General features: G+C 72.3%; 28 protein-coding genes and 1 pseudogene. 19 read left to right on the top strand and 10 right to left on the bottom strand.

Annotation, left to right across the window (positions count from 1 at the left end):
• Nucleotides 1-17 precede the first annotated feature (17 nt).
• Complete coding sequence (locus R6Y94_RS16835; RefSeq protein WP_318396803.1) at nucleotides 18-800, bottom strand: hypothetical protein; 783 nt, start codon at nucleotides 798-800, stop codon at nucleotides 18-20.
• Nucleotides 801-1,130: 330 nt separating this feature from the next.
• On the opposite strand from R6Y94_RS16835, the gene R6Y94_RS16830 reads away from it, so the two are divergent.
• From R6Y94_RS16830 to R6Y94_RS16795, 8 genes are all read left to right on the top strand, one after another.
• Entirely contained in the window at nucleotides 1,131-1,616 is a 486-nt protein-coding gene (locus tag R6Y94_RS16830) for a CarD family transcriptional regulator (RefSeq protein WP_007073334.1), read from the top strand.
• Between the two features lie 65 nt (nucleotides 1,617-1,681).
• Nucleotides 1,682-2,392 (top strand): 2-C-methyl-D-erythritol 4-phosphate cytidylyltransferase, encoded by a 711-nt coding sequence (gene ispD, locus R6Y94_RS16825; protein ID WP_318396802.1) that lies wholly within the window; start codon nucleotides 1,682-1,684, stop codon nucleotides 2,390-2,392.
• Between the two features lie 18 nt (nucleotides 2,393-2,410).
• Nucleotides 2,411-2,887, top strand: a complete 477-nt coding sequence (ispF, locus tag R6Y94_RS16820; protein WP_318396801.1) for a 2-C-methyl-D-erythritol 2,4-cyclodiphosphate synthase — start codon at nucleotides 2,411-2,413, stop codon at nucleotides 2,885-2,887.
• A gap of 100 nt (nucleotides 2,888-2,987) precedes the next feature.
• Entirely contained in the window at nucleotides 2,988-3,302 is a 315-nt protein-coding gene (locus tag R6Y94_RS16815) for a hypothetical protein (protein WP_318396800.1), read from the top strand.
• A gap of 248 nt (nucleotides 3,303-3,550) precedes the next feature.
• Entirely contained in the window at nucleotides 3,551-3,889 is a 339-nt protein-coding gene (locus tag R6Y94_RS16810) for a DUF6973 domain-containing protein (protein WP_318396799.1), read from the top strand.
• On the top strand, nucleotides 3,886-4,290 hold the full coding sequence (locus tag R6Y94_RS16805) for a hypothetical protein (protein WP_318396798.1): 405 nt from the start codon (nucleotides 3,886-3,888) through the stop codon (nucleotides 4,288-4,290). The genes R6Y94_RS16810 and R6Y94_RS16805 overlap by 4 nt, the downstream gene beginning before the upstream one ends.
• A 290-nt stretch (nucleotides 4,291-4,580) precedes the next feature.
• Nucleotides 4,581-5,618, top strand: a complete 1,038-nt coding sequence (locus tag R6Y94_RS16800; RefSeq protein WP_318396797.1) for a tetratricopeptide repeat protein — start codon at nucleotides 4,581-4,583, stop codon at nucleotides 5,616-5,618.
• 108 nt (nucleotides 5,619-5,726) lie between these two features.
• Nucleotides 5,727-6,830 carry a hypothetical protein gene (locus R6Y94_RS16795; RefSeq protein WP_318396796.1) on the top strand — a complete coding sequence of 368 codons (1,104 nt, stop codon included), beginning with the start codon at nucleotides 5,727-5,729 and terminating at the stop codon, nucleotides 6,828-6,830.
• Between the two features lie 23 nt (nucleotides 6,831-6,853).
• Here R6Y94_RS16795 and R6Y94_RS16790 read toward each other — a convergent pair whose 3' ends face one another.
• Nucleotides 6,854-8,029 (bottom strand): homogentisate 1,2-dioxygenase, encoded by a 1,176-nt coding sequence (locus R6Y94_RS16790; RefSeq protein WP_318396795.1) that lies wholly within the window; start codon nucleotides 8,027-8,029, stop codon nucleotides 6,854-6,856.
• Between the two features lie 94 nt (nucleotides 8,030-8,123).
• Here R6Y94_RS16790 and R6Y94_RS16785 point away from each other — a divergent pair, with 94 nt between their 5' ends.
• The 5 genes from R6Y94_RS16785 (at nucleotide 8,124) to R6Y94_RS16765 (ending at nucleotide 12,977) form a co-directional block, all read left to right on the top strand.
• Nucleotides 8,124-8,981, top strand: coding sequence for a hypothetical protein (locus R6Y94_RS16785; protein WP_318396794.1), 858 nt, complete (start codon nucleotides 8,124-8,126; stop codon nucleotides 8,979-8,981).
• A 16-nt stretch (nucleotides 8,982-8,997) separates the two neighbouring features.
• Nucleotides 8,998-10,203 (top strand): fumarylacetoacetase, encoded by a 1,206-nt coding sequence (gene fahA / locus R6Y94_RS16780; RefSeq protein ID WP_318396793.1) that lies wholly within the window; start codon nucleotides 8,998-9,000, stop codon nucleotides 10,201-10,203.
• Between the two features lie 179 nt (nucleotides 10,204-10,382).
• Nucleotides 10,383-10,580, top strand: a complete 198-nt coding sequence (locus R6Y94_RS16775; RefSeq protein WP_318396792.1) for a DUF397 domain-containing protein — start codon at nucleotides 10,383-10,385, stop codon at nucleotides 10,578-10,580.
• Between the two features lie 384 nt (nucleotides 10,581-10,964).
• Nucleotides 10,965-11,591, top strand: coding sequence for an SRPBCC family protein (locus R6Y94_RS16770; protein WP_318396791.1), 627 nt, complete (start codon nucleotides 10,965-10,967; stop codon nucleotides 11,589-11,591).
• Between the two features lie 90 nt (nucleotides 11,592-11,681).
• On the top strand, nucleotides 11,682-12,977 hold the full coding sequence (locus R6Y94_RS16765) for a PQQ-binding-like beta-propeller repeat protein (protein ID WP_318396790.1): 1,296 nt from the start codon (nucleotides 11,682-11,684) through the stop codon (nucleotides 12,975-12,977).
• Nucleotides 12,978-13,019: 42 nt separating this feature from the next.
• Here R6Y94_RS16765 and R6Y94_RS16760 read toward each other — a convergent pair whose 3' ends face one another.
• The 6 genes and pseudogenes from R6Y94_RS16760 to hppD all read right to left on the bottom strand — a co-directional run bounded on the left by R6Y94_RS16760 (nucleotide 13,020) and on the right by hppD (nucleotide 18,982).
• Entirely contained in the window at nucleotides 13,020-13,913 is an 894-nt protein-coding gene (locus R6Y94_RS16760; RefSeq protein ID WP_318396789.1) for a hypothetical protein, read from the bottom strand.
• 139 nt (nucleotides 13,914-14,052) lie between these two features.
• Complete coding sequence (locus R6Y94_RS16755) at nucleotides 14,053-14,607, bottom strand: hypothetical protein (RefSeq protein WP_318396788.1); 555 nt, start codon at nucleotides 14,605-14,607, stop codon at nucleotides 14,053-14,055.
• Between the two features lie 134 nt (nucleotides 14,608-14,741).
• Complete coding sequence (gene hisC / locus R6Y94_RS16750) at nucleotides 14,742-15,887, bottom strand: histidinol-phosphate transaminase (protein ID WP_318396787.1); 1,146 nt, start codon at nucleotides 15,885-15,887, stop codon at nucleotides 14,742-14,744.
• Between the two features lie 22 nt (nucleotides 15,888-15,909).
• Nucleotides 15,910-17,008, bottom strand: a pseudogene (locus tag R6Y94_RS16745) (RDD family protein); the annotation flags it as partial.
• Between the two features lie 28 nt (nucleotides 17,009-17,036).
• A complete protein-coding gene (locus tag R6Y94_RS16740; RefSeq protein ID WP_318396785.1) occupies nucleotides 17,037-17,744 on the bottom strand; it encodes an RDD family protein in 708 nt (235 codons plus the stop codon).
• 11 nt (nucleotides 17,745-17,755) lie between these two features.
• Nucleotides 17,756-18,982 carry a 4-hydroxyphenylpyruvate dioxygenase gene (gene hppD / locus R6Y94_RS16735; protein ID WP_318396784.1) on the bottom strand — a complete coding sequence of 409 codons (1,227 nt, stop codon included), beginning with the start codon at nucleotides 18,980-18,982 and terminating at the stop codon, nucleotides 17,756-17,758.
• 134 nt (nucleotides 18,983-19,116) lie between these two features.
• Between hppD and R6Y94_RS16730 the strand changes: the two genes are divergently transcribed.
• Nucleotides 19,117-19,659: an Lrp/AsnC family transcriptional regulator gene (locus R6Y94_RS16730; protein ID WP_318396783.1), complete on the top strand. Its 543-nt coding sequence runs from the start codon at nucleotides 19,117-19,119 to the stop codon at nucleotides 19,657-19,659.
• Here R6Y94_RS16730 and R6Y94_RS16725 read toward each other — a convergent pair.
• A complete protein-coding gene (locus R6Y94_RS16725) occupies nucleotides 19,563-20,603 on the bottom strand; it encodes an ArsR/SmtB family transcription factor (RefSeq protein WP_318396952.1) in 1,041 nt (346 codons plus the stop codon). The two genes, R6Y94_RS16730 and R6Y94_RS16725, sit on opposite strands and share 97 nt — an antisense overlap.
• A gap of 333 nt (nucleotides 20,604-20,936) precedes the next feature.
• On the opposite strand from R6Y94_RS16725, the gene R6Y94_RS16720 reads away from it, so the two are divergent.
• The 5 genes from R6Y94_RS16720 (at nucleotide 20,937) to R6Y94_RS16700 (ending at nucleotide 26,475) form a co-directional block, all read left to right on the top strand.
• Nucleotides 20,937-22,142 carry an MFS transporter gene (locus R6Y94_RS16720; RefSeq protein WP_318396951.1) on the top strand — a complete coding sequence of 402 codons (1,206 nt, stop codon included), beginning with the start codon at nucleotides 20,937-20,939 and terminating at the stop codon, nucleotides 22,140-22,142.
• Between the two features lie 135 nt (nucleotides 22,143-22,277).
• Nucleotides 22,278-22,850, top strand: coding sequence for a Panacea domain-containing protein (locus R6Y94_RS16715; protein ID WP_318396782.1), 573 nt, complete (start codon nucleotides 22,278-22,280; stop codon nucleotides 22,848-22,850).
• Between the two features lie 19 nt (nucleotides 22,851-22,869).
• The gene (locus tag R6Y94_RS16710; protein ID WP_318396781.1) at nucleotides 22,870-23,151 is read left to right on the top strand and encodes a hypothetical protein; all 282 of its coding nucleotides are present in this window, start codon (nucleotides 22,870-22,872) and stop codon (nucleotides 23,149-23,151) included.
• Nucleotides 23,152-23,266: 115 nt separating this feature from the next.
• The gene (locus R6Y94_RS16705; RefSeq protein WP_412102778.1) at nucleotides 23,267-24,697 is read left to right on the top strand and encodes a PQQ-binding-like beta-propeller repeat protein; all 1,431 of its coding nucleotides are present in this window, start codon (nucleotides 23,267-23,269) and stop codon (nucleotides 24,695-24,697) included.
• Between the two features lie 107 nt (nucleotides 24,698-24,804).
• Nucleotides 24,805-26,475, top strand: a complete 1,671-nt coding sequence (locus R6Y94_RS16700) for a fumarate hydratase (protein ID WP_318396780.1) — start codon at nucleotides 24,805-24,807, stop codon at nucleotides 26,473-26,475.
• Between the two features lie 25 nt (nucleotides 26,476-26,500).
• Here R6Y94_RS16700 and R6Y94_RS16695 read toward each other — a convergent pair whose 3' ends face one another.
• Nucleotides 26,501-26,755 carry a hypothetical protein gene (locus R6Y94_RS16695; protein ID WP_318396779.1) on the bottom strand — a complete coding sequence of 85 codons (255 nt, stop codon included), beginning with the start codon at nucleotides 26,753-26,755 and terminating at the stop codon, nucleotides 26,501-26,503.
• Nucleotides 26,756-26,988 lie beyond the last annotated feature (233 nt).

Here is a 26,988-nt window from a genome sequence, read left to right as displayed (position 1 = left end):
CGGTTCGGGTGGGCGGCTCAGGCGGCGGTCAGCAGGCGGGGCAGGTCGGCCTGGTAGTCACCCGGTGAGCTGAGTTCCGGCACGGTCCGGAGGAGCTGCCCGGACCGGCTGGTCAGTACGGCGGCGGGTCTGCCCTCCCCGGTACCCAGGCGCAGCGCGGTCCGCAGCTCGGAGGTCGGGTCGGTCAGGAAGCGCGGCACCCCGCCGCCGGGCGGTGGCATGGTCCGGGTGCCGGGTTCGGTCCGGCGGGTGCTGACCGCCACCACGGTGACTCCGGGCGGTACGGCCCGGACGGCGGCGTCGAGATGATCGTCGCAGGCGCAGCCGTCGATCAGGATGATCACGGCGGGCAGCAGGCTCCGCAGCGGGACCACCCGGCCGTTCTCGCCCACCAGGTCGAGTGCGGGCAGGGACTGCCCTGCGGCGGCCGTCGGGCTGCCCGGGTTCGTCGAGGTGGCCGGGTTGCCGGGGGTGCTCCGGCCGGTGGTGACCGGCCGGTGCGGGCTGGGCCAGGTGATGGCGAAGAGGCTGGTCAGGGTGGCCAGCAGGGCGACAGACATGATCAGCAGGGAGAGGCGCAGCGGGGCGGGGCCGGCGGTGGTGGTGGGCAACCCGAGCCGCCTGCGCCATCCGTCGCGGCGGACCTGTAGCCGCAGCTCGCGGCGCACCTGCGCGGCTTCGGCCGCCAGCTCGGCGGGATCGTCGGGGATGACGATCCGGCCCCAGTCGGCGGGTAGGTCGGGCACGCCGTCGAACGGGCCGTTGTCCGGGCGGCCGTCGCCGTCCGCCGACGTGCTCATGGCGCACCCCCTGGCTGCTCACCTGAGGTGTGAATCGGGCTCCGCTCCAGCCTCCCCCACCGGGGGTCGTACCGCCAGTGGGCGGCGGTGCCGTGTGCCGAAGAGATATGCTGGTGGGACCGCAACGCCCTACATCCGATTTTTCCGATCCGCCTTGTCGGCCGGTGATCCGTGTGTCACGCAGTGTGCCTAAATCCATGGATCGCTGCCGTGTCAAGCCGAAGAAAGACCTCTCACAGGGCCTCTGAGCTGCGCTAACGGTCAGGACTGCGGTGGGACATCGGTGCCTGAGCGTGTTACCCTAGACACAGCGAAAGGGGTTTCGAACCTATGGTTTTCAGTGTCGGCGAGACCGTTGTTTACCCCCACCACGGGGCCGCACTCATCGAGGCAATCGAGACTCGGGTCATCAAGGGCGAGCCCAAGCAGTACCTCGTCCTCAGGGTCGCTCAGGGTGATCTGACGGTCCGGGTGCCCGCCGAGAATGCCGAGATCGTGGGCGTGCGCGAAGTGGTCGGCGAAGAGGGCCTGGGCAAGGTCTTCGATGTCCTCCGTGCCCCGCACACCGAGGAGCCGACCAACTGGTCGCGGCGTTACAAGGCAAATCTGGAGAAGCTCGCCTCCGGTAACCCCCTCAAGGTGGCTGAGGTTGTCCGCGACCTCTGGCGCCGGGAGCGGGAGCGGGGTCTGTCGGCGGGCGAGAAGCGAATGCTCGCCAAGGCCCGCGACATCCTCGTCGGTGAGGTCGCACTCGCCGAAAAGAGCACCAAGGACGAAGCGGAAACTCTGCTCGACAAGGTGCTCACCGAGGCATAGCCCCCACGCTGGCACTTTCCGCCGGTGCCCGCGAAGTACCCCGAAGAAAGTCCGAGGACCGCGACGTGACCGCGCAGCTCAATCCGCGCGGTGACGTCGCGGTCCTCGTTCCGGCTGCGGGTGCCGGCGTGCGGCTCGGGCCGGGCGGCCCCAAGGCGCTCCGCCGGATCGGTGGCGAACCGCTGCTGGTGCACGCCGTGCGGCGGATCGCCGCCGCACCCTCCGTGCACACCATCGCGGTGGCGGCGCCGCCGGGCGACGAGGACGCCGTCCGGGAACTGCTCGCCTCCGTCGCCGAGTTGACCGTGGTGACCGGCGGAGCCACCCGGCAGGAGTCGGTCGCCGCCGCGCTGGCGGCGGTGCCGGCCGGGCCGGAGATCGTCCTGGTGCACGACGCGGCCCGGGCGCTGACCCCGACCGCCCTGGTCGAGTCGGTGGCCGAGGCGGTCCGCGGCGGCGAGGACGCCGTGATCCCGGTGCTCCCGGTGGTCGACACGGTCAAGGAGGTCTCGGCCGCCGGTGTGGTGCTCGGCACGGTGGACCGGTCCGCGCTGCGGGCCGTACAGACGCCGCAGGGCTTCCGGCGGGCGGTGCTCGCCGCCGCGCACGCCGCCGCCGTCGATCCGCTGACCGACGACGCGGGCCTGGTCGAGAAACAGGGGGTACGCGTCGCCTGCGTCCCCGGCTCGGAATACGCGCTGAAGATCACCCGCCCGTTCGACCTGGCCCTGGCCGAGCACCTGCTGGGCGCCGTGCCGCTCGCCGGGCACCACTGATCGCCTACGCTTTCGCACGTGATCCTTCCCCTGGTCGGTGTCGGTACCGACGTGCACGGGTTCAAGGCGGGCCGGGCCTGCTGGGTGGCCGGCCTGCACTGGCCCGGCGTGGACGGACTGGCCGGGCACTCCGACGGTGACGTCGCCGCGCACGCCGCGTGCGATGCGCTGCTCTCCGCCGCCGGCCTGGGCGACCTGGGCAGCAACTTCGGGGTGGCCGAGCCGGAGTGGGCCGGCGCCGCCGGGGTGGCGCTGCTGGCCGAGACCGCCCGCCGGGTCCGGGCCGCCGGCTTCGAGATCGGCAACGTCTCGATCCAGGTGATCGGGGTACGCCCGAAGATCGGTCCCCGCCGCGACGAGGCGCAGCGGGCGCTGACGGCGGCGGTCGGCGCCCCGGTCACGGTCTCCGGCACCACCACCGACGGTCTGGGGCTCACCGGCCGGGGCGAGGGGCTGGCCGGCATCGCCGTCGCGCTCATCCACCGGCGGTCCTGAGCCGGGCGCCCCCGCCGTTCCTGGTGGCGCACCGTGGATTCTGTTGTGACGGGTAACTACCATCACCTTCGATGGGCCGCCGACGTCGTGGGTGGGTGCCGTGACCTATGTGAAACCCAAGTCGCTGGACGGAAACGCGAACACGCTGATCGAGTTGGCGGGCCTGCTCCAGGCCGGGCGGCCGGAGCTGACCCTGTCGGGCCGGGTCGCGACCCCGAACGCGCGCGAAGAGGTGGCCGACCGGACCAGGGTCTTCGCCGACTACGCGCACGACCAGTACCAGGACGTGGTGGCGTTGCTGTCGGCACTGTCGACGAAGCTCAAGGTCGCGGCCGGCGGCTACGTCAACGCCGACGCGTCGATCCAGCAGAAGGTCGACTCCTTCATCACCAACTCCACCTTCCGACGGACGTGACGCCGTGGCGTACCGCGCGGAGGTCAGGTACATCGAGGCGATGAAGCCGCACCTGGTCGACATGGCGGCCGAGGACTTCACGCGCGTCGTCCGGCTGATCGAATCGGCCCTGCCGACAGTGGAGCGGGGCAAACGCGGGACCAGGTGGGCCGGCACCGGACGGGAGCTGTTCGACCGCCGCCTGAAGGAAGCCGACCTTCCACCAGCCCGCTACCGACCCCAACGCCCGCCGGCCCGGCGCGGCGGTGATGGCCGAGTACCAGGTCGTGGAGGACCCCAACCGGGACAAGTTCCCCGATCCGCCGTTGAGCTGGGTCGTGGACCAGCGCCGGCTCACGGCGTCCGAGGCGGGGATCCTGCGGGAGTTGCAGCAGACGCGCGGCCTGCTGGGGCTACAGAAGTTCAAGGACATCCACGACGAGGCGTTCGCGGTGGCGGACGCGCGTTTCGCCTCCCCGGACCGGAACGACGACCACAACGACGCGTTCCGGCACGCGTACTGGAAGCTCACCATCCCGGACACGGGCCAGCCAGCCAACACGACCCTGCCGGGGCATCCCCAGCCGCAGAAGAAGACCGGATCGTGATCCGCAGGCGGACGATGTTGGTGGCGGCACTGGTGCTGCTGCCGGTTTCCGCCGTGGCGGGCTGTGCGAAGGAGAGCCGGACGATGACACCGCAGTTCGACGAGGACCTCGATGCCAGGTTCGCCGAGTTGCGGGCCAGTGGCGGCTCCGCGCCGCTGCGCACGCTGACCTCGTTCGACTGGGACGCCGTCTACTGCTACTACGAGGGCGCGACGGCCAGCGAGGTCAACGGCGACGTCGGCGCGGCCGTACTGGAGCCCGGCAGCCGGCTGATGGTCTCCGGCGCGCGGCCGTGTTCACCAACGGCGGCGAGGTGGTCAAGGCCCTGGTCATCCCCGAACTCACCTTCATGCCAGGCAGACAACCCGCCGGCACCACCACCGTCGTTGACAAGGGAATGACCCTGGCGTCCCCGAACTAGGTTTCGCGAGCGCGGAAGCCGAGGCGGGCTCGGGTGCGGGAAGCCGTCCGACCAGGTAACCGGGGGCGTTAAGGGACCAAGCCTGACGCCACGGGGGGAGCGCCAGGCTTGGTCCCGTCTACGGTACCGCGCATCGGGCGGCATGGGGAGTGGGCATTCGGCGGGTCGTCGGTCAACTGGCCGGTGGCGGCCCGTCAACTGCCCGGGGAGTGCGTGTTCGGCGGGTCGGGCGTGGAGATCGGGCGGGACAGTGCCGGATAGGCTCGGCCCGTGTCCAGCGACGCCGATTCCGACCAGTCCTCCTCCGCCGAAGGGTACGTCCAGCGCGCCGAACTGCTCGCCGAACTCGGCCGGTACGACGAAGCTGCCGCCGAAGTCGGGTTCGCGATCGCGCTCGACCCGTCGAACGTGCGTGCGCTGGTCATGCTCGCGATGGTCAAGCTCGCGGCCGAGAAGCCGGAGGAGGCGCTGAGTGCCGCCGACTCGGCCGTGGCCGCCGCCCCGGAGCTGATCCATCCGCTGGTGATCCGGGGACATGCCCTGGCCGACCTGCGCCGGTTCAAGGAAGCGGCGGCGACGGCCGACGAGATCCTCGCGCTCGGGCCGGACGACGCGTACGCCCAGCGCAGTGCGGCGGCGATCCTGGGTGAGTCGCGTAACGGACAGCAGGCGCTGAACGCCGCGTGGCGTGGTGTCGAGCTGGCGCCGGAGGATCCGCAGGCACACCTGGTGCTGGGCCTGGTGGCGGCCAGGATGCAGATGTTCGACCTGGCCGAGCGGGCGTACCGGGAGGCGCTGCGGCTCGACCCCGAGCTGGCGGCGGCCCAGCACAACATCGGAGTGATCCGGCTGGAGCAGCGGCGCTACTCGGAGGCGCTGGAACACCTCGCGGACGCGGCGGCACTGGAGCCGACCAGCCGGGACGGCGCCCGGGCGATCGGCGGCGGACTGCGCCAACTCCTGATGTACGGCGCCGGCTACACCATCGTGGTGTCGGTGCTGGTGGCCTGCCTGGCGGCGGCGAACCCGGTGTCGTCCCGGCTCTGGGCCGGACTCGCGGCGGTGACCGGCGGCATCCTGGTCTGGCGGTTCGCCAAGCGGGTGCCGAACCTGGGCCGGGGACGACTGCCCGACCTGATCCGTTCCGACCGGCTGCTCGCCTTCGCCGTCTACGGCGTGATCGCCGGGCCCTGCCTGATCCTGCTCTACGCGATCCTCGGCGCCCCGTGGCCGCTGGTACTGGCGATCGCCGCTACCGCCGCGACCGAGCTGGCGGTGCTCTTCGGCTGGTCGCCCGACCGAGACTGACGGCATGATCCGTTCGGACGGCGTGGCTGAACAGGTAGAGTCCGGGACAGTACAGAACATCCCACTTCTTTTCGGCTCGCCCGTGCCGACCGGACGATCGGGGGTGCGATGGCTCCGCAGTGGACCCAGCGGTGGGGTCGCCGGCTCGGTGTGACGGTATGCGGGGTGCTGGTGCTCGCCGGCTGTACGGAGGAGACCGGGCCGGAACCCCCGGCGCCCAAGGTCACCGCCCAGGAGGTCGAACAGCGACTCACCGAGCATCTGTCCCGCGCCGTGAACGGGGCGCTGGAACCCGAGGCGCAGGCGACCGCGCCGACCCGATCCCGCACGGTGGGGTGCGGCGACCTTCCCGGGGGCGGCCCGACCTGGGGTGTCCGGCCGCGAGCGGAGCTGACGGTCTCCGCCGGCGAGAGGGCCGGGAAGTACCTCGACGACGTGGACACGTGGATGATCCGCGAGGGTTTTGGTGAACGTACCAAGCGGTGGCGGGTCGACACGCCCGCCGACGTCCAGGAGATCACCGGCGAGCACGACGACGGCACCGAGTTGCTCATGGAGATGGCTCGGGACAGTGGGAAGTTCACCGTCGGATTGACCGGACCGTGCACCTGGCCGCCGGATCGGCCCGGCGGCCCGCCGTCCTCCGGGCAGCTCCCACCCCTGCCGGCGCCGTCCGGTCCGACGTCGACCCGCAGCGAGGATTCTGTCGACCCGTGCCGGTCGCCGAAGCTCTACGTCTACAACCTCACCTCCCGACCCTTCGCGGGCCGGGGCCCGCACCTGATGGCGATGGTCGGGTACTCCGACGAGAAGGAGATGGAGTACGCCGAGATCCTGCTGCCCAGGGCCTGGGAACCCCGGTACGAGCCGGGCACCTCGGAACGGAACCTCGACCAGGTCCAGCTCCTGGTCTGCGTACGGGTGGCGGCGACCCGGGACTCGCGGCAGGACGTCACCTGCAACTACGCGAGTGAACAGGCGCTGCTCGGCGGCGGCAGGCCGTTCACCTTCGACCTGTTCGAGAGCGTCTACCGCGTGACGGTGCGGGAGGCACGCAGCGGCAAGGTGGTCAGTGAGTTCACCGTGCCGGGGCGGCAGGGCGCCGAGGATAGCTGCCCGTTTCGGATGAACTACAACCGGAAGCTGGCCCGGGGCATCGACGAGACGGCCTTCCAACGCAAGCTCCGGCCCCTGGTCGAGGCACGCCGGTGACGGGGCCGCCGCCGCGCCAGGGCTCAGCCGGTGGTACGGCCGGACCAGGTCCAGGCGTACCCGGTGTCCTCGCAGGACAGTGCCGGACCGCAGAGGTCGAGCGGGCGGAAGGTGTCGACCATGACGGCCAGTTCGTCGAAGCTCTCCGCCCCGATCGCCCGCTCCGGGGCGCCGGGCTGCGGGCCGTGGGTGAAACCGGCCGGGTGCAGCGAGATGGAGCCCTGCTCGATCCCGGAGCCGCGCCGCGCCTCGTAGTTGCCGCCGGTGTAGAAGAGCATCTCGTCGGAGTCGACGTTGTGGTGGTTGTACGGCACCGGAATCGCCAGCGGGTGGTAGTCGACCTTGCGAGGCACGAAGGAGCAGATCACGAAGTTCGGGCCCTGGAAGGTCTGGTGCACCGGCGGGGGCTGGTGGAGCCGGCCGGTGATCGGCTCGAAGTCGTGGATGGAGAACGCCCACGGGTAGAGGTGGCCGTCCCAGCCGACCACGTCGAACGGGTGGTTGGCGTACACGTGCCGGGTCCAGCCCCGGCGGTGCTGGACGTAGACCTCGACGTCGGTCTCCTCGACCAGTAGCGGCGCCTCCGGGCCGCGTACGTCCCGCTCGCAGTAGGGGGAGTGTTCGAGGAACTGGCCGCGTACCGAGAGGTAGCGCTTGGGCGGGCCGATGTGCCCGGACGCGGAGATGGCGAGCATCCGCAGCGGCTCAGGGGCGACCGGCACGATCCGGTAGACCACCGAGGTCGGGATGATCACGTAGTCGCCGGCGGTCACCCCGAGTACCCCGAAGCTGGACTCGACCCGGGCGGCGCCGGACTCGACGTAGAGGCACTCGTCGCCGACCGCGTTGCGGTAGAGCGGGGAGGGCTGGTCGGCGACGACGTACGAGATCCGTACGTCGTCGTTGGCCAGCAGGTGCTGCCGGCCGAGGATCGCATCGGCGCCGGCACCGCCGTCGAGCTTGTGGGTACGCAGGTGGCGGGGCTTGAGCGGCAGGTTCGGTACCCGCTGCCAGGCCGGCGGGGTGAACTCCTCGGCGGCGACGATCGCGGTCGGCAGATAGCGGTGGTAGAGCAGCGACGAGTCGGAGGAGAAGCCCTCCTGCCCCATCAGCTCCTCGGCGTAGAGGCTGCCGTCGGGCTGCCGGAACTGGGTGTGGCGCTTCCGGGGAACCTCGCCGACGCTGCGGTAGTACGGCATGATCGCCTCCCTTTTGTCCCAGTCACCGGCCGAGAACGTCCGATAATCGGACGGTGTTGTCCGCTAGTCGTAGCGTCCCGTAAGTTCTCTGTTCGTGTCAACGCAGCTACCCCGGCTCTTCGCCGGGCTGGTCGACGACGCCGCCGTCTTCCCGCCCGGCAGCGCCACGCTGCCCGAGGCGGTCGCCGCGCACCGCCGGCACCGGGGCGCCTGGTACGCCCCGCTGGTCGGTCCCCTGCTGCTGCCGGCCTCGGCGTTGCCCGAGCTGCCGGCCCTGCTCGGCGACGACGAGCCGATCGACGTCGGCGTGATCGGCGATGTACCCGTGGCGGAGCTGTACCCGCTGCGCGACCGCACCGACCCGCGGATCCGGATCCGCCAGGTCGAGATGGCGGTGGCCAAGCGGGGCGAGGACCCGCTGCCCGGGCTCGCCGCCCTCGCCCGGCTCCCCGCCCACCTGGACGACGCCGACGTCTACGCCGAGATCCCGCTCACCTGGGGGCTGCTCGGCGCGCTCGACCGGCTCGCCGACGAACGGGCCGCCGGCAAGCGGATCGCGGCCAAGTTCCGCACCGGCGGGCTGGCCGCCGAACTCTTCCCCACCCCGGTCGAGCTGGCCGCGGTGATCGGCGCCTGCCGGGACCGGGAACTGCCGTTCAAGCTCACCGCCGGGCTGCACCACGCGATCCGGCACATCGACCCGGAGACCGGCTTCACCCACCACGGCTTCGTCAACATCCTGGCCGGTACCGCCGTGGCCTGCTCCGGCGCCGAGGTGGCCGAGGTGGCCGAGACGCTGGCCGCGACCGACCCGCTGCCGCTGGTCGAGGCGGCCCGGTCCCGGCGGGAGCAGAACCGTCCGCTCTGGATCGGGTTCGGCTCGTGCAGCGTGCTGGAACCGCTGATCGACCTGGTCCGGCTGGGACTGGTGAACGGAGGCTTCGAGTCGTGACAGTGAGGGAGCGCGCGTGACCTGGGTGGCGGAGGCGGCGGGATCGGCGTACGGGGTGCACAACCTGCCGTACGGAGTCTTCCGGTCGGCGGGGCGGGCGCCCCGGATCGGCGTACGGGTCGGGGATCTCGTCCTCGACCTCGACGGCGCGGAGGCGGCCGGGCTGGTACTGGCCGGCGGCGCGCTGCGGCAGCCGACCCTGAACGCGTTCCTGGCACTCGGCCGGGCGCAGTGGACCACCGTCCGGGCCAGGATCGTGGGGCTGCTGACCGACGAGCGGCACCGGGCGGCCGTGACCCCGCTGCTGGTCCCGCTCGACCGGGTGGAGCTGGTGCTGCCGTTCGAGGTCGCCGACTACGTCGACTTCTATTCCTCGGAGCACCACGCCAGCAACGTCGGGAAGATCTTCCGGCCGGACGGGCGGGCGCTGCTGCCGAACTGGCGGCACCTGCCGGTCGGCTACCACGGCCGGGCCGGCACGGTGGTGGTCTCCGGTACCCCGGTGGTCCGCCCGACGGGCCAGCGCGGTACCCCGGACGGGCCGGTGTACGGGCCGTCGACCCGGCTGGACATCGAGGCCGAGGTCGGCTTCGTGGTCGGCGTACCGTCGCCGCTGGGCGAGCGGGTCGGGGTGGACGACTTCGCCGCGCACGTCTTCGGGGTGGTGCTGCTCAACGACTGGTCGGCCCGGGACATCCAGGCCTGGGAGTACCAGCCGCTCGGGCCGTTCCTCGGCAAGTCGTTCTGCACCTCGGTCTCGCCCTGGGTGGTACCGCTGGAGGCGCTGGCCGACGCCTGGGTACCGGCCCCGGCCCAGGAGCCGGCGGTGCTGGACTACCTGCGGGACGTACCGCGCCTCGGGCTGGACCTGCGGCTGACGGTGGACTGGAACGGCACCCGGGTCAGCGAGCCGCCGTTCGCCGGGATGTACTGGACGCCGGCCCAGCAGCTCGCGCACCTGACGGTGAACGGGGCGGCGCTGCGTACCGGCGATCTCTACGCCTCCGGCACGGTCTCCGGCCCCCGCCGGGAGCAGGTCGGCTCGTTCCTCGAACTGACCTGGGGCGGGGCGGAGCCCGTGACGCTCTCTGACGGTTCGACCCGGACCTTCCTGTCCGACGGTGACACGGTCAGTATCGGCGCCACCGCGCCGGGACCGGACGGCAGCACCGTCGGCCTCGGTGAGGCCGTCGGGACGATCGCCCCGGCCCGCCCCGACTGAGGCTCGGGGTCCGCACAGCCGGTGTCCGGCCGGCGTTCAGCCGGGTCCCGCACAGCCGGTCGGACGGAGTGTGCGATCGACCGGCCGAGGCGAGTAACAGGATTGCTCATCGCGCGTTGACTTACCCGGACGGGGACAAACCCGTCATCAAGTGTGATTCGGCTTGAAAGGGTACAAAGATGTTCAACGCGGAAGTTGCTCGCTGGCGCAAGAGCAGCCGTTCCAACGACCAGGGGCTCTGCATCGAGGTGGCCGACAACCTGCCCGGCGTGGTCGGCGTGCGTGACTCGAAGGACCCCGACCCGGTGCTGTCGTTCGAGCCGGCCAGTTGGGCGGCGTTCGTGGCCGCGACCAGGACGGGCGCGTTCGGGAGCTGATCGAACCGCGCGGTTCCGAGCGTTGCCGGGACCGCGCGGTCACGGGGAATTCCGCGCCCATGTCCGACTGGCGTTCGCGCGTTCCGTCCCAGGCGGCGCCGGAGGGCGCCGCGGCCCGGATACCTGGTTCGCCCCCTGTCGAGTTGGGTGCACAGACGGGGCGGTGGCGCGCCGACCCGGAGACGTGGGGGCGGGCGGACCGTCCCCCGCCGCCGGACGGGGTTGTCGGTGGGTGCACAGGCGGGGCAGCTCGACAGTCTCGTCCGCAGACACTGTCCGACCGCCGCGGAGGCACGTCGGGCAGTCACGTTCTGATCACTCTGCGGCGGTCCGGGCTGTGATCGGCCTCTTCCGCGCCGTACCGTGGTGTCGGGGAGGTGCCCAATGTCGACGGTGGCGTTCAGCCGATTGATCGAGGCACCCGCCGACGAGCTGTGGCGGGTCTTCACCGACCTGCCCGCCCGCCCCCGATGGCTCTGCCAGGTCGACGAGGTCGAGGTGCTGGATCCGGCCGGGGCGCCGGCACCGGGCGGGGCCACCACGCCGCCCGCGAGCGGCGGACGATCGGCCGCCGGGCCCACGTCGACCACCGGGCCTGGGACGGGTGCCGAGTTCGGAACGGGCGGCGAGTTCGGGACGGGCGGCTGGTTCGGGGTCGGTACCGTCTGGCGGGAGAGCCGGATCGGGCCGGACGGGACCATGATGGTCGAGGAGTTCACGGTCCAGGAGGCGTCACCGCCCCGGCGACTCGTGGTCGGCTCGTCGGGCAACGGCGTGGACTACCTGACGACGTACACCTTCGTTCCGGTGCCGGCGCGGCGGCCGGGCCGGGGTCGGACCGTGGTGACGGTCAGCCACGAGGGTGTGCCCACCGCCCGGTACGGCCGGCTGCTGGCCGTGGTCTTCGGCGGGCTCGCCGCGCGGGCCGGCGAGGGCGCGCTGCGCCGGGACCTCGCCGACCTGGCCACCGCCACCACCACCGGCCCGAGCGGCCCGGCCGTCGCCGCCTGACCGATCGCGTGCCCGCCCGGTACCGGATCGCGCACCTGCCAGGCGGCGGCCGTCCGGCGGTCGATAAGGTTCCGGCGGAGGTGTCCGGGCATGGCAACGCCGAACGGCGCGCGGAACTGGCCGCGGACGGCGGTCGCCATCGTGGTGGCGGGACTGCTCCTGGTCGGGTCCGCCGTGATCGTCTACCGGGTGCTGGCGCCCGCCGAGGTGAGCACGCCGGCCCGGGCCGACTATCCGGCCCCGGCGACCGCCCGGCCGGGCGTGGTCGGCACCCTGAACGCGGCGCCGCTGGTCGTCGACGACCGGATCAGGGTCTACGCCACCACCCGGCAGATCCGGGCCGACGGGCCGGTCGACGCACCGACCCGGCGCACGCCGTACTGGTCGTACCGGCGCTGGCCCGCGCAGGTGGCGGGGTTGGTGGCCGAGGGTGGCACGGTGGTGACCCGCTGGTCGGACGGCGAGCTGGTGGCGCTGGATGCCCGTACCGGCACGGTCCGCTGGCGGGTCGCCGGACCGCGCCCGGGGCACGGCTATCTCGGCCGGCGCACCGGAGCCGCCACCGTCTACGCCCCGACCGGCCTCTACACCGCCCGCACCTCGACCGGCCGCCCGGTACTGGTGGTCGGCGAGACCGCCGACCGGCGCGGGATCGACCTCGACTCCGGGCGGGAACTGTGGCGCCTCGCCGTCGTTCCGACCTGCTCCGACCGTGGCCCGGACGGCGAGGCCGCCGCCGGGGCGGGTCAGGGACTGATCACCACGGACGGGTTCTTCGCCGTCCTCGACGGCTGTGCCGGGTCGGTCGAGGTGAAGTTCCACGACGTGGCCACCGGCACCCTCGCCGGTCGCTGGCGTCCCGACGGCTCAGAGCGGCCGGTGCAGGTCAGCCCGGCCGGTTGCACCGCCGGCCGGTCCGGCTGCCGGGCCCTGCGGACGGTCAGCGGAGGCGTGACCCGGGGCTGGCTGGTCGAGGGGACCCGCCCGGTGCCGGCCCCGGCCCTGGATGCGCCCGCGGCGGTACTGGTCGACGACGTCGCGGTGGCTCCGGGCGGGACCGGGCTGGTGGGCCGGTCGGTGCGGACCGGCGCCGAACTCTGGCGCTGGTCCGGGGCCGGACAGAGCCGGCTGATCGCCGCCCAACCGGGCCGGGTGCACGTGCGTACCGCCGGAGGTGACCTGGTCACCCTGGACGCCGCCACGGGGGTGGAGCGGTCCCGGTTCCCGTTCACGTACGGGCGGGACTCGACCACCTGGTCGCCCGGGTTCGCGTACGCCGCAGGCGGCTTCGTGGCGGTGGAGCGGCTCGCCGAGCCGGTGGATCCGGCCGCCGGGGACGACCGCTACTATCTGGCCGCCCAGCCGGTCATCCTGGCCGGCACCTGACCCGGCCGGAGCGGCGCCGCGCCGGGCGTGGGCCGGTGGAGTCTACGAGCCGGTCTCCGCCCGGACGTTGCGACGCCGGTGTACCCGGCGGGCGACGACGAAGAGTCCGCCGGCCACGATCAAGCCGGCGACCAGCGAACTTCCGAGGATCCCCTGCGGCGTGCGCAGCGGCGCGAGGAGTTCGCTCGGCTCGCCCACCTCACCGGGGTCGGGGAAGGTGATCCTTCCGGTGCCGGACTGCCGCACCGTGCCGCTCTGGAGTTCGATGTCGATCTTCCACGGGCCGTTGGGTAGTTCCCGAGGGAACCGTACGCCGACCGAGCCTGACGTACCGGGTGCGAGGGTCGTCCCCTCGATCACGTCGAACGGGCCGGCGCGCGTCCCGGCGGGGCCCTCGGAGAGCGACACCGTTCCACCCAGGTCCAGGGCCCGCCCGCCGGTGTTCTGCACCCGGATGCCGACCGACGGTACGCCCTGCGCGTCCCGCGCCGGCACCACGTCACCGATCCTGAAACTGGACGGAGGCTCACCGCCGACCCCGATGTCGAGATAGACCCGTACGCCGACCCGGTGGATCTGGTTGACGTTGGCCGACTCCTTCGGCGGCGACTTCGTCGAGGCCCAGATGACGGCGTACCGCTCACCCATCGACGTCGGCGGTGGCACGTCGAGGGTGGCCCGGACCCGGGTCCGGGCGCCCGGCGGGAGATCCAACCGGTCCTTGCCGAGGGTGATCCAGGAACTCAGCTCGTTCTGGGTCCGGCCCTCGCCGAACCGGAACCGGCCCTCCTCGACGGTGGCCGCCGCCGCGTAGAGGTCGATCCGCTGGGTTCGGGAGGTCTTGTTCACCACCAGCAACTGCCGCCGGATCACGGTGCCCGGCGGCAGGTGGTCAACGATGTAGCGCAGCGCCCGTGGGTCGCCACGCCGGTCCACCGGTGCCTCCAGCAGTTGGATCCCGATGCTCTCCGCGTCGGGATCCCGTCCGGCCGCGCCGGCCTGGGCGGGTGGCAGACCCAGGCCGACGAGGCAGGCGAGGAGCAGTGGTGCCCAGCCCGCCGGTCGTCTCCGGGGACTACGCCACCGAATGCGTCACCGTCCCGGTGTAGGTGCCGGCCTCGGCGTCCAGCGGCACGTTGATCGAAAGCCCCGGGTTCCAGGTGGCGGAGTTGTTGCCGGTGCCGCCGACGTGGGTGAACGCGACCACCGGTGTCGTGGTGTCCAGCGGTACCGCGTCGCCGGAAGTGGCCTGGCCGGGCGTGAAGGTGCCGTTGCCGGTCGAGGTGACGAGCGGCCCCGACCAGTACTCGACCTCGGCGGCGAGGACGGTCTGGCTCGGCGTACCGGTGCCGGTGGTGAAGTCGGTGGACGTCACGCTCGCCGTCCAGGAGGCGTCGGCCGAGGCGCGGGCGTCGGTGACGGTGACCGCTCCGAGGGAGCCGTCGATGGTGGTGCCCGGTGCGCCGGAGCCGATGTCGGCCGCGGTGGGCGCGTCGATGTCCAGGGTGCCGGCGGTGACGTCGAAGGTGACGGTGGTGGTGTCGGTCGGCGCCGCCACGGCGGGTGCGGCGGCGAGTCCCACCGCAGCCGTGGCGGCTACCCCGATCACCAGCATTCTGGCAAGTCGCACGGACAGTACCTCACGTTCTCGAATGGATCCTGTGATCTCGGGAGCCGGACCAGCACCGGCCCCCATTCGAGAAGATAGGGGTTATTGTCCTATTTCGTCCTTAAAGCAGGGCAATTGCCATTTTGTTCGTGTTCCTACTGATTGCCGAGCTGGTCGGCAACGGCCAGGAAGGCATCGTTCTCCGCCGGGGTCCCGATGGTGACGCGCACGCCCTCGGCGGCGAAGGGGCGGACGATGATCCCGCGCGCCTCGCACGCCTGCGCGAACGGCACCGACCGGTCGCCCAGCGGCAACCAGACGAAGTTCGCCTGGCTGTCCGGCACCGTCGCGGTCGGCCCGGCCGGCAGCCGCTTGCGCAGCGCCTCGGTGACCCGGTCCCGCTCGGTGACCACCAGCGCGCAGCGCCGCCGTACCTCGTCGGCCTGGGTGAGCGCAGCCAGCGCAGCCGCCTGGGCGGCCAGGCTGGTGGAGAACGGGGTTACCACCTTGCGTACCGCCGCGGCCACCTCGGGCTGGCCGACCAGGAAGCCGATCCGCAGCCCGGCCAGCCCCCACGCCTTGGAGAAGGTGCGCAGCACCACCACGTTCGGCCGGTCTCCGTAGACCGCGAGGCCGTCCGGCACCTCGGGGTCGGTGACGAACTCCCGGTACGCCTCGTCGAGCACCACCAGCACGTCGTCCGGTACCGAGGCGAGGAACCGGTCCAGCTCCGCGCGGCGCAGGCTGGTCCCGGTCGGGTTGTTCGGGTTGCAGACCAGGATCAGCCGGGTCCGGTCGGTCACCGCCGCCGCCATCGCAGCCAGGTCGTGCCCGTGGCCGGCGTCGTTGGGCACCCGCACGCTGGTCGCGCCGCTGGTCGCCGCGATGATCGGGTACGCCTCGAAGGAGCGCCACGAGTACACGACCTCGTCCCCGGGCAGGCAGGTCGCCCGGACCAGGTGCTCGGCCAGCGCCACCGAGCCGCAGCCGGTGGCGATCCGGTCCGGGTCCACGCCGTGCCGCTCGGCGAGTGCCGCCCGCAGCGCCAGTACGCCCATGTCGGGGTACCGGTGTGCCTCGGCGACCGCCTCGGCGACCGCCTCGACCACCCCGGGCAGCGGCCCGTACGGCACCTCGTTGCTGGCCAGCTTGATCGCTTCCGGCAGGCCCAGCTCCCGGGCCAGGTCCGCCGGGCTGCGCCCGGGCACGTAGTTCGGCAGCGCGTCGAGATCGGCGCGGGTCAGCCGGGGAGCCCGGGGCCGCCGGTCGGGGCCGGCGGTGGAACTGGTCGGACCGGTCATGACGCGGGGCCTCCAGAGCGATCGTTCGGGGTGCCGGTGTGCTCGGCCGGGGGACCGGCCGGTGAGGCGAGCCGGACGACCACGGTCTGGCCCCGCTTGTCGTGCAGGGCCTGCCGCAGCGGCCGGTCGAAGAACGGAAGCGCGCAGTCGACGAGCTGGATCAGGAAGCCGATGCCGCAGCAGCTCCAGAGGAAGACCGGCAGGCCGAGCATGTTGAACCGCCGGAACGAGCGGCCGAAGCCCAACTGCTCGGTCTCGGCCAGCGGTACGACCTTGATCCGCATCACCCGCTTGCCGAAGGTCTGCCCGGTGTTGGCCACCGACGGCACCTCGTAGGCGAACCAGAGCGCGACGGCGATCAGCAGGATGACCACCTGCAACCCGTCGGCTTGGGCGCTGGCCTGCGGCAGGCCCTCGGTGGTCGACTCGCCTGCCAGGGCACGCCGGAAGATCTCCCGGGTGACCGGCTCGATCTCCTGCACGAAACGCCAGACGAACCAGCCGTTCACCACCACGTTGAGCAGCAGCACCAGGCTGATGTCGATCAGCCGGGCGACCACCCGGGCACCGAGCGGCGCCAGTTCCAGCCCGTGCGGTCGGGGCGGTGGCGCGGCCCAGTACGGGTGCGGCCAGCCTGGCGGCGGCCCGTACGGCGGTATCCCGGGCGGCGGCCCGTACGGCTGACCCGCCGGGCCGGCGCCGGGCCAACCGGGCGGGGCTGGCGGACCGGAGGCCGGCGGTCCGCTCGGTGGTGCGCCACTGACCGGTGGCGCGCCACCCGGCGGCGGAGCGCTGACCGGTGGCCCACCCGACGGTGGCCCACCCCACGGCGGCGGCCCACCCCAGGGCGGTCCGCCCCACGGTGCGGCCGGTCCACCGGGCGCACCTGGCGGAGCCGGCGTCGCCGGTGAGCCGGGGGCGGCGGGGGAACCCGGCGCTGCGGGCGGGGCACCGGCACCGCTGGACGGCGCGGGTGCCGGCTCGGGCGGCTCGGTCGGCGGCGGGCCGGGCGGCGGTGTGGCGTCCACGGGCAGCGGCGCGCCCACCCAGCCCTCGCCGTCCCAGTACCGCTGGGTGGTCGGCTCGGCAGGGTCGGCGTACCAGCCCGGCTGCACCGTCACCGGAACGACCTTGGTTGAGTCCTGACGTTCACGCTGGAACCTTAACCACCACGGTCTTGGCGAACTTGTCGTGGAGGCACTGCTGGTACGGCTTGTCCCAGAGCTGCCAGAGCCCGTCGACGTAGCCCAGGCCGGGAACCAGGCCGCTGCCCGCCTGCACCAGGAAGCGCCGGGCGAGGGGAGCCCGGCCGATCGAGCCGGCCGGGGCCAGCGGGATGATCTTGATCTTCATCACCCGCTTGCCGACGGTCTGCCCGGTCCGCCTCGGCAACTCCACCTGGTAGAGGTACTGCAGGGCGAACCCGACCACGAGCAGGGCGGCCTCCAGCAGCAGGAACGGCACCAGGAAGTCGAACGGGTCCGGCTCGACGACGGGACCGTCCTGATCGGGGACGGTGAAGAAGTCCGCACCCACCGTCGAGAAGAAGACGACAAACGCCGGGATGGCGAGCACCAGCACCGTCCCGCCGAGAATCGCCGCGTCGATCAGGTACGCCAGCAGCCGGTCGCCGAACGAGGCGAGCGGCTGGCCCGATGGGCTGACCGGCGGCGACGCCACCGGGTAACCGGGCATCGGACCGTAGCCCGGCCGGCCCGGCGCGTACCCGGGCGGGCCGTAACCCGGCGGGCCGTAACCGGGCTGGCGGGGCTGCGGCATGAACCCGCCGGGCGGCGGCCCGGACGGTGGCCGACCCTGTCCGGGCGGCGGTGGCATGGCTGGAGGCTGCTGGGTCACGCAGGACAGTGTTACAGGTTTCCGCGCGCCTCTTGCTCCCGCTCGATGGCCTCGAAGAGCGCCTTGAAGTTGCCCTTGCCGAAACCGAGGGACCCGTGCCGCTCGATCAACTCGAAGAAGACCGTCGGCCGGTCCTGTACCGGCTTGGTGAAGATCTGCAACAGGTAGCCGTCCTCGTCCCGGTCGACCAGGATCTTCCGGGCCTTCAGCTCCTCGATCGGGGCGCGCACCTGGCCGATCCGGGCCCGCAGTTCCGGGTCGTCGTAGTACGAGTCCGGGGTGTCCAGGAACTCGACGCCGGCCGCGCGCATCGCGTCGACGCTGGCCAGGATGTCGTTGGTGGCCAGCGCGATGTGCTGGGCGCCCGGCCCGCCGTAGAACTCCAGGTACTCGTCGATCTGCGACTTGCGGCGGGCCACCGCCGGCTCGTTGAGCGGGAACTTGACCTTGCGGGTGCCGTTCGCCACCACCTTCGACATCAGCGCCGAGTAGTCGGTGGCGATGTCGTCGCCGATGAACTCGGCCATGTTGGTGAAGCCCATGACCCGGCGGTAGAACTCCACCCACTCGTCCATCCGGCCCAGTTCCACGTTGCCGACGACGTGGTCGACGGCCTGGAAGAACCGCTTCGGCTGTACCCCCGCGTCGATCATCGGCTGCCGGTCCACGATCGGGCCCTGTCCGACGAAGCCGGGCAGGAAGGGGCCGTGGTAGCGCGACCGGTCGACCAGGGAGTGCCGGGTGTCGCCGTACGTGGCGATGGTGGCGATCCGCACCGTGCCGTGTTCGTCGGTCACGTCGTACGGGGCGACCAGGCCGGTGGCGCCCTGTGCCATCGCGTGCGCGTACGCCGCGTCCACGTCCGGCACCGCCAGCGCGATGTCGAGTACGCCGTCGCCGTGCCGGGCCACGTGATCGGCGTCCGGGGCGTCCGGGCGGACCGCGCCGGTGAAGACGAACCGGGCCGAGCCGCTGGTCAGTACGTACTCGGCGTGCTCCCGGTGGCCCTGCTCCGGCCCCCGGTACGCCACCCGGGTCATCCCGAACGCCGTCGAGTAGTAGTGCGCGGTCTGCTTCGCGTTGCCGACCATGAACCGGATGTGGTCGATGCCCTGCACCGGGAAGGGATCGGTGGCGTCGTCGTGCGCGACGGCCCCGACGAGCCGGTCGACGTCGACGTCGACGTCGAGGTCCAGAGCCGAGCCGGCGGTGGACGGCTGGTGGAGTGCGCTGGTCATCGTCCTGCCTCCCTGGGGTGCACGACCGGCCGGCGGCCCGGACGGTCTTTCCCGGAGCATCCCGCTCGGGTATTGACTGGGCAACCGACCCGAGAAATGCTGAGCAGGTTGTGCATCTAGTATGGTCAACAGCCGTGGCTACTGTGCAAGATGTGCAGCTCGACCAGCTCGACGTCCGGCTGATCGACCTGCTCGACGCCGAACCCCGGATCGGCGTCCTGGAGTGCTCCCGCCGGCTCCAGGTGGCCCGGGGCACCGTGCAGGCCCGGCTGGACAAGCTGCTCGCCCGGGGCGTGATCGCAGGTCTCGGGCCGCAGCTCGACCCGGCGGCGATCGGCTTCGCGGTGACCTCCTTCGTCACACTGGAGATCCACCAGCGGCCCGGCCACGACCCGGTGACCGCACACCTGCACGGCATCCCCGAGGTGCTGGAGGCGCACACCATCACCGGCTCCGGCGACGTGCTCTGCCGGATCGTCGCCCGGTCCAACGCCGACCTGCAACGGGTACTCGACCAGATCGTCTCGCACGAGCAGATCGCCCGGGCATCCAGCATCATCGCGCTGGCGGAGAAGATCCCCTACCGGGTGCTGCCGCTGCTCCGCTCGGCCGTGCAGGCCGCGCCGGAGGGCGGGTCGTCGGCGGCGAGCGCGTCGCCGAGCGCGGTGCGCTCGTAGCGGACCGACCGGCCGAGCCGGGTCCGGCTGACCAGCCCGGCATCCCGGAGCACCGCCAGGTGACCGCCGACGCTACCCAGCCCGGTGCCGAGCTGGGCGACGAGTTGACTGGTCGTGGCGGGGACGGCCAGGGCCCGGAGCACCGCCGCCCGGGAGGCGCCGACCAGCCGGTCCACCGCGCCCGGGGTACGGCCGGGCGGGGGCGGGCCGAGCAGGTCGGCCACGCCCCGGGCGGGATAGACGATCGCGTACGGCCAGGGCGGCTCGGTGTAGCTGATCAGCGGGCCGAAGGCGGTGGGTACGAAGAGCAGCCCCCGGCCGGCCAACTCCCGGCTGCCCTGGCCGGAGCAGTCGACCTCGATCACCCCGTTCGCCCCGTCCGAGATCCAGCGCAGCCGGGGGTCGAGGTCGGCGAGCGCGGCGGCCCAGCCGTACGTGCCGAGCTGACCGGCCCGGTGCAGCAGGTCCCGTTCCAGCACCGCCCGTAGCCGTGTCCAGTCCGGCGCCACCAGTGCGGTCCAGGCCGCCTCGATTCCGTCAGCGATCCGGTCGACCACGTCCGGCGCCTCGAAGATCCGCCGCGCGTACTCCGGCGGGTTGCGGTGCCCGGCCAGGTTGCGGGCCAACTCCTCGCGGGCCTGCTCCAGCGGGGTGGCCCGGATCGCGGCCAGCTCGTCGGCGAAGGTCAGCCCGACCCCCGACGGCGGCGGCTGCACGAAGTCCGCGTTGTAGCCGCCGCGGCGCAGCAGCGCCAGCAGCGCACCGACCGCCGGCGAGCCCCGCCGCAACCGCAGGTAGCGCTCCCGGGCCCGGGCCAGCCAGGGGGAGAGCGCGGCCGACCGGTGCTGACCGGCGCAGAGCCGCAACGCCGACATCGCCTCGCCGAGCGGCGAGATGGCGAACCGGCTGGCCGCCACGTCCGCCGAGGTCACCTCGATCCGGATGGTCACCGACGGGCCTCCTTCCGCCGCTGCCTCACCGGTGCGCCTGCCCGGGCTGCCCCGCGCCCACCCGCGAGTTGCCAGAACCTATCGATGCTGCCCAGGCTGCCGCGCCGACCTCGGAGTCGCCGGCACCTTTCGCTCCTGCCCGAAACCCTAGTGCGGCCCGGCGGGGCCGAGCACGCTGGCCGGGTGAGTACCGCGACGGGGCCGGCCGAGGACCGGGCCGGCAAACCCGGACCGGCCGGTGGGCCGCCCCGGACCGGCACGCCCGGTCCCGGCGACGCGGCGCCTCGGACCGGGCCACCCGGCGACCGGCCCGCCACGTTCGGCAGTGTGCTGGCGGTCCCCGAGTTCCGGGCGCTCTTCGCCGGCTTCGGCGTCTTCCTGGTCGGCGAGACGGTGAAGATGCTCGTCCTCGCCGTACTGCTCTACGAGCGGACCGGGTCGGCGCCGCTCGCCGCCCTGGCGTACGTGGTCGGCTTCCTGCCGCACGCGGTCGGCGGCGTACTGCTGCTCTCCCTCGCCGACCGGTGGCGGCCCCGGGCCCTGATGGTCGGCTACGACCTGCTGCGGCTCGCCTCCGTCGCGCTGCTCGCGCTCGGGGTGCTGCCGCCGGCCGGCATGCTCGGGCTGGTCTTCGCGGTCGGGCTGCTCGCCCCGGTGAGCAGCGCCGCCCGCAATATGCTGTTGCCGGAGCTGCTGGCCGGGGACGGCTACGTGCTCGGCCGCTCGCTCTTCACCGTCGCGGCCGGCGCGACCCAGGTACTCGGGTTCGCCCTCGGCGGCCTGCTGCTCGGCCTGGTCGGCCCGTACGGCGCGCTCTGGCTGACCGTGCTCACCTGCGCGGTCTCCGCCCTCCTGGTCAGGTACGGCGTGGCGGAGCGGCCACACCGGGCGGTGGCCCACGGGGTGGTCCGGCAGACCTGGCGGGTCAACCGGCTGCTGCTGCGCGACCGGCGGGTCCGGGGGCTGCTGCTGGGGCACTGGCTGCCCGGCTCGCTGCTGGTCGGCGCCGAGGGCGTGATCGTGCCGTACGCCGACGGCCTCGGTCCGGGGGCGAGCGCCGGGGTGCTGTTCGCGGCGTCCGCGTTCGGCATGCTGGTCGGCGACCTGGTGGTCGGGCGGTGGGTCGCGCCGGCCCGGCGGGAGCGGCTGGCCCCGTGGCTGGCGCTGCTGCTCGGCGCGCCGATGCTGGGCTTCGCCGCCGGGCCGGGGCTGATCGCCGCCATCGTGCTGTTCGGGGTGGCCACCTTCGGCTTCGCCTTCCAGCTCGGGCTGGCCCGGCGGTTCCTGGCGGCGGTACCGGAACAGCGCCGGGGGCAGGCGTTCGGGCTGCTGGCCACCGGGCTGATGACCGCGCAGGGGTTGAGCGCCGGGCTGGCCGGGCTGCTCGCCGAGTGGCTCGCGCCGGGCCGGGTGATGGCGCTCGCCGGAGTCGCCTCGATGGCCGCGACCCTGCTGCTGTGGCGCTGGCTGCGCCCCGAGCCCGTCGAGCGGACCGCCGACGGCGGAAACTGCGCCCGCTCCCATATGTCCTGATCGTTGCTCGAGGTTGCGGTGATTCGCCAGGGTCACCGGTCCTGTCACAGGCGCCTGGCAGTCTCGTACGCATGTGCGAGCAACCTGCGCGTGTGGCGCCCCCCGCGACCGAGATCAGGAAAGTAGGCTGGCGCAATGACCGTGTCGGCCCATGACGTAGCCGCGGCACTCCGCCATCGGCTTCCCGGTCTACCGACGAAGAAACTGCACAAACTTCTCTACTATTGCCAAGGGCACCATCTTGCCGCGTTCGGGGTGCCCCTGTTCCACGAAACGATCTCGGCCTGGGACATCGGACCAGTGGTCGGCAGCCTCTGGCAAGCCGAGCGCGGCGGCGACACCCCCGCCTCCCCCCGGGAACTCGGCGAGGCCGAACTCAACACCATCGGCTACGTCGTCAGCCGCTACGGCAAGCTCACCGGGACCGACCTGGAACACCTCACCCACTCCGAAACTCCATGGCAGTACGCCAACACCCTCCGTATGCCCGGCGAGTCGGCCAGGATCGAGCTGGAGTGGATACGGGAGTACTTCACCACAGTGGGCGCGGTGGACAATGACGACGAGATCCCGGTCGACGCCGCCGAGGTGCGCGCCATCCTCAAGGGCGCCGAAGCGCGTCGCAACCCGACCCCACGCGCCGACGACCCGCAGCGGTTGCGCGCTCGGATAGCGGAGATGCGGGCCCAACTGGGGCGGAGTGCCTGAGGGGCGCGGGTTGTGGCAGTTGGCCGACTTCGAAGACCGCTTCGATGCCTGGGCTGACCGCGACAACCCGTCACCAGACCTTCGGATCGTCGTCGCCGAGTGGATCCTGACCCGGATGGAGGATCCGTACGAGGGCGCCAAGCGGGAGCCCGGGTTTCCGGATCTGTGGTCGGTGCGGATCCGGGGGACCGCGGTCGGTCGGCCGGGCGCGTTCGCCATGGTGCTCTGCTCGTTCTGGGTCAAGGAGACTGAGCACAGCGTGGTGTGCGACAACTTCTCGACCCTCGGCTATCCGGTGTGAGGTCCCACCACCGGTCGCCGGATCCGTCGACGCTGAAGGCCATGCCGCCGAAATCCACGACACGGACATAACGTCCTACCGGCACTTGCCGGACGATCTCGTTTACGGTAACCGGATGGCCAAGGGGAGCGCCCGGAGCGCGGGCGTCATGTCCGCCCTGGCCATCGCGCTGATCGCGGCGATCGTGCTCGCCGCGACCAACGTCTGGAATCCCTTCCCCGGGGTCTGGGACTGGGTCAACCGCGACGAGCCGATCTCCGAGCCGGACGTCGTCTGGCAACAGCGGATCGGCGGTACGCCGCAGAGCGTCACCATCGCCGGCAACACGGTGGTGATCCGCTACCGCACCCGGGTCGAGGCTCGCAGCCTCGCCACCGGGCTGCGGCTGTGGGAGCGCAAGGCCGACTGGGCCGCAGTGGCGGGTGGTGACCGGGACGCCGTCGTCGCCGTCGGCAAGCTGCTGAGTAAGGGATACGAACTGCTCGACCCCGAGACCGGAGCGGTACGCCGCAAGGACAGCGCGGCGGTCGGCGTCTGGACGTACCGCAACGCCGTGGTCGACGTGCGCTGCCGGGAGCCCCGGGACTGCACGCTCACCGCCTGGGACCCCCGGGGCAGCAATCCGAGTTGGACGACCTTCCTGCCCGGAGTGGAGACCGGGCCGCTGGCCGGGAACCCCGACACCCTGGGTACCCGACGGTTGACCACCCGGCAGGTGCACGAGGGGGCTGGTGGCCCGGTCGAGATGCCGCCGCTGCTCGGACTCTCCGTCGACGGCCGGGTGCACATCGTGGACACCGCCACCGGCCGGGTGATGCAGGACGTGAAGCCGGGGCAGCAGGACCGGATCGTGGTGGTCGGCGGCCGGATGCTGCGCATCGAGGCCCGGGCCGCCGACGGCACCTGCTACTTCACGGTGGTGGCCCGGGATCCGGTGACCGGGCAGGAGGTGTGGCGCCGGGACGGGCTCAACCTGCGTACCGCCGACGGTGCCGGCTGCGCGCAGCGGGAGGATCCGCAGGGCGGGGAGAACGTCTTCGTCGGCGTCGGGCCGGACGCCCGGGAGACGGTGGTGGACGCGTACGACGGCCGGGTGCTCTGGACCGGTCCGAAAGGTGAGAAGCTGCTCGCCGTCGACGACCGGTACGCACTCTCCCGCTCCGCCGACCAGCGCTCGGTCATCGGCAGCGAACTCGCCATCGACCGGGCCCGGTGGACCCGGCCGGTCAACTCGGAGGGCGGCGCCGCGCTCGCCCGCAATGCCGCCCTGCTGATCGACCGGCGGCCGAACCGGATCATCGCGCTCGACCCGCGCAGCGGCCGGGAACTGGCCAACGTCCGCTCCTCGGCCGAGGTGCTCGCGGTGGGTCCGGCCGGGATGGTGATCGGCGACGGGCGGGACATCGGGTACCTCCAGTTCGCCGGGGTCTCGACCGGCGGCCCGGCGCCGAGCGCCGGCCCGGGCGGCCAGGGACCCGAGCCCGGCACCGGGTGCGGCGGCCCGAAACAACCGGAGTGTCCGCCGGAGAACGGCAAGGACGGCTGACCGGCGTCCCGCCGATCGGCCGAAGGGGCGGGCCGGATGAGAGCGGCGTCGCAGGGTCGACCCGGCGGGTGGGCCGGCTCCGGTCGGCTGGCCTAGGCTTGCCGGCTATGAGCAGTGGCGCGCCGTTCTCGTACTCCCCCCTGTTGCCCGTCGGCGCCGACCAGACCGAATACCGACTGGTCACCGACGAGGGCGTCGACGTGGTCCACGGGCCGGGCGGCCGCCGCTTCCTGACCGTGGAGCCCGCGGCGCTCACCGCGCTGACCGCCGAGGCGATGCACGACATCTCGCACTACCTGCGGCCGGCGCACCTGGCCCAGTTGCGGGCCATCATCGACGATCCGGCCGCGTCGCCGAACGACCGCTTCGTCGCACTGGACCTGCTGCGCAACGCCAACATCGCCGCCGGGGGCGTACTGCCGATGTGCCAGGACACCGGCACCGCGATCGTGATGGGCAAACGGGGCCGGCACGTGTTGACGGACGGGTCCGACGACGAGGCGGTGTCCCGGGGGGTCTACCAGGCGTACACCCGGCTCAACCTGCGGTACTCGCAGCTCGCCCCGCTCACCATGTGGGAAGAGAAGAACACCGGGAGCAACCTGCCGGCCCAGGTGGAGATCTACGCCGAGGACCCGGACGGGCACCCGGACGCGTACAAGTTTCTCTTCATGGCCAAGGGGGGCGGCTCGGCCAACAAGTCCTACCTCTACCAGGAGACCAAGGCGCTGCTCAACCCGACCCGGATGATGCAGTTCCTGGAGGAGAAGCTGCGGCTGATCGGCACCTCGGCCTGCCCGCCGTACCACCTGGCCGTGGTGATCGGCGGCACCTCCGCCGAGTACGCCCTGAAGACCGCGAAACTGGCCTCCGCCAAATACCTGGACAACCTGCCCACCCAGGGCTCGATGCTGGCGCACGGCTTCCGCGACCTGGAGCTGGAGGCCGAGGTGCTGGAGCTGACCCGGCAGTTCGGCATCGGCGCGCAGTTCGGCGGGCGCTACTTCTGCCACGACGTACGGGTGGTCCGGCTGCCCCGGCACGGCGCCTCCTGCCCGGTCGCGATCGCGGTCTCCTGCTCCGCCGACCGGCAGGCGGTAGGCAAGATCACTCCGTCCGGGGTGTGGCTGGAGCGGCTGGAGACGGACCCGGCCCGGTTCCTGCCGGACGTCACCGACGCCCAGCTCGACCAGGGCTCCGAGGTGGTCCGGGTCGACCTCAACCGGCCGATGGACGAGATCCGGGCCGAGCTGTCGAAATATCCGGTGAAGACCCGGCTCGCCCTGACCGGTCCGCTGGTGGTCGCCCGGGACATCGCGCACGCCAAGATCGCTGAGCGGCTGGACGCGGGCGAGCCGATGCCGCAGTACCTGCGCGACCACGCCGTCTACTACGCCGGGCCGGCGAAGACCCCGGAGGGGTACGCCTCCGGCTCGTTCGGCCCGACCACCGCCGGCCGGATGGACGCGTACGTGCAGAAGTTCCAGGCCGCCGGCGGTTCGCAGGTGATGCTGGCCAAGGGCAACCGGTCCGGCCAGGTGACCCGCTCCTGCCACGAGCACGGCGGGTTCTATCTCGGCTCCATCGGCGGCCCGGCGGCCCGGCTGGCGCAGGACTGCATCAAGCACGTCGAGGTGCTGGAATATCCGGAACTCGGCATGGAGGCGGTCTGGAAGATCGAGGTGGTGGACTTCCCGGCCTTCATCGTCGTCGACGACAAGGGCAACGACTTCTTCGCCGAGGTGACCAAGCCGGTGCTGACCGTCGGGCGACGCTGACCGACGGTTGGGGCTGGTGCACCGCTCAGCCGGTACCGTGCAGGGCGCTGGTGCGGACCAGCACCTGCCGTTCGGGGCCGGCGCTGCCGTCCCCGTGCAGCTCCACGCCGCGCAGGGACAGCCACTCGAGCTGCGGATAACGGCCGAGATCCGCGCCGACCCCGGTGACCCGGAGCACGAGCGGGCCGGTTCCGTAGCAGTAGTCGGATTCGGCGAATTGCAACACGTCCCCGGCGGCCGGTACCGGCCGGGACCGCTCGGGTCTTGCAGAGGCGTCCATGTCCTGGCGTCTCCTCAGGTGTGGATGGCGGCGAAACCGCTGCTCCGACACGGTGCGTCCGTCGCCCCCGCAGGTCGGCGGACGCACCGCCCCCGTCGATGTGTCTCACCTGGTGTCGTGCATCCCAGCGCACAGTGTGGGCGGTGGCACTCTCGTTCCGCTGCCACCTCGCTATCAAGTCGATTCTGCTGCGAGTGATTGTCGGGTTACTCTGCTGCCGGATGCGACCTCGG

Origin of the sequence: Plantactinospora sp. KLBMP9567, assembly GCF_033446045.1 — a bacterium.
Classification (GTDB): domain Bacteria; phylum Actinomycetota; class Actinomycetes; order Mycobacteriales; family Micromonosporaceae; genus Plantactinospora.
Note: the sequence above shows the minus strand (reverse complement) of the source record. Positions and strands in the feature narration are given on the sequence as shown.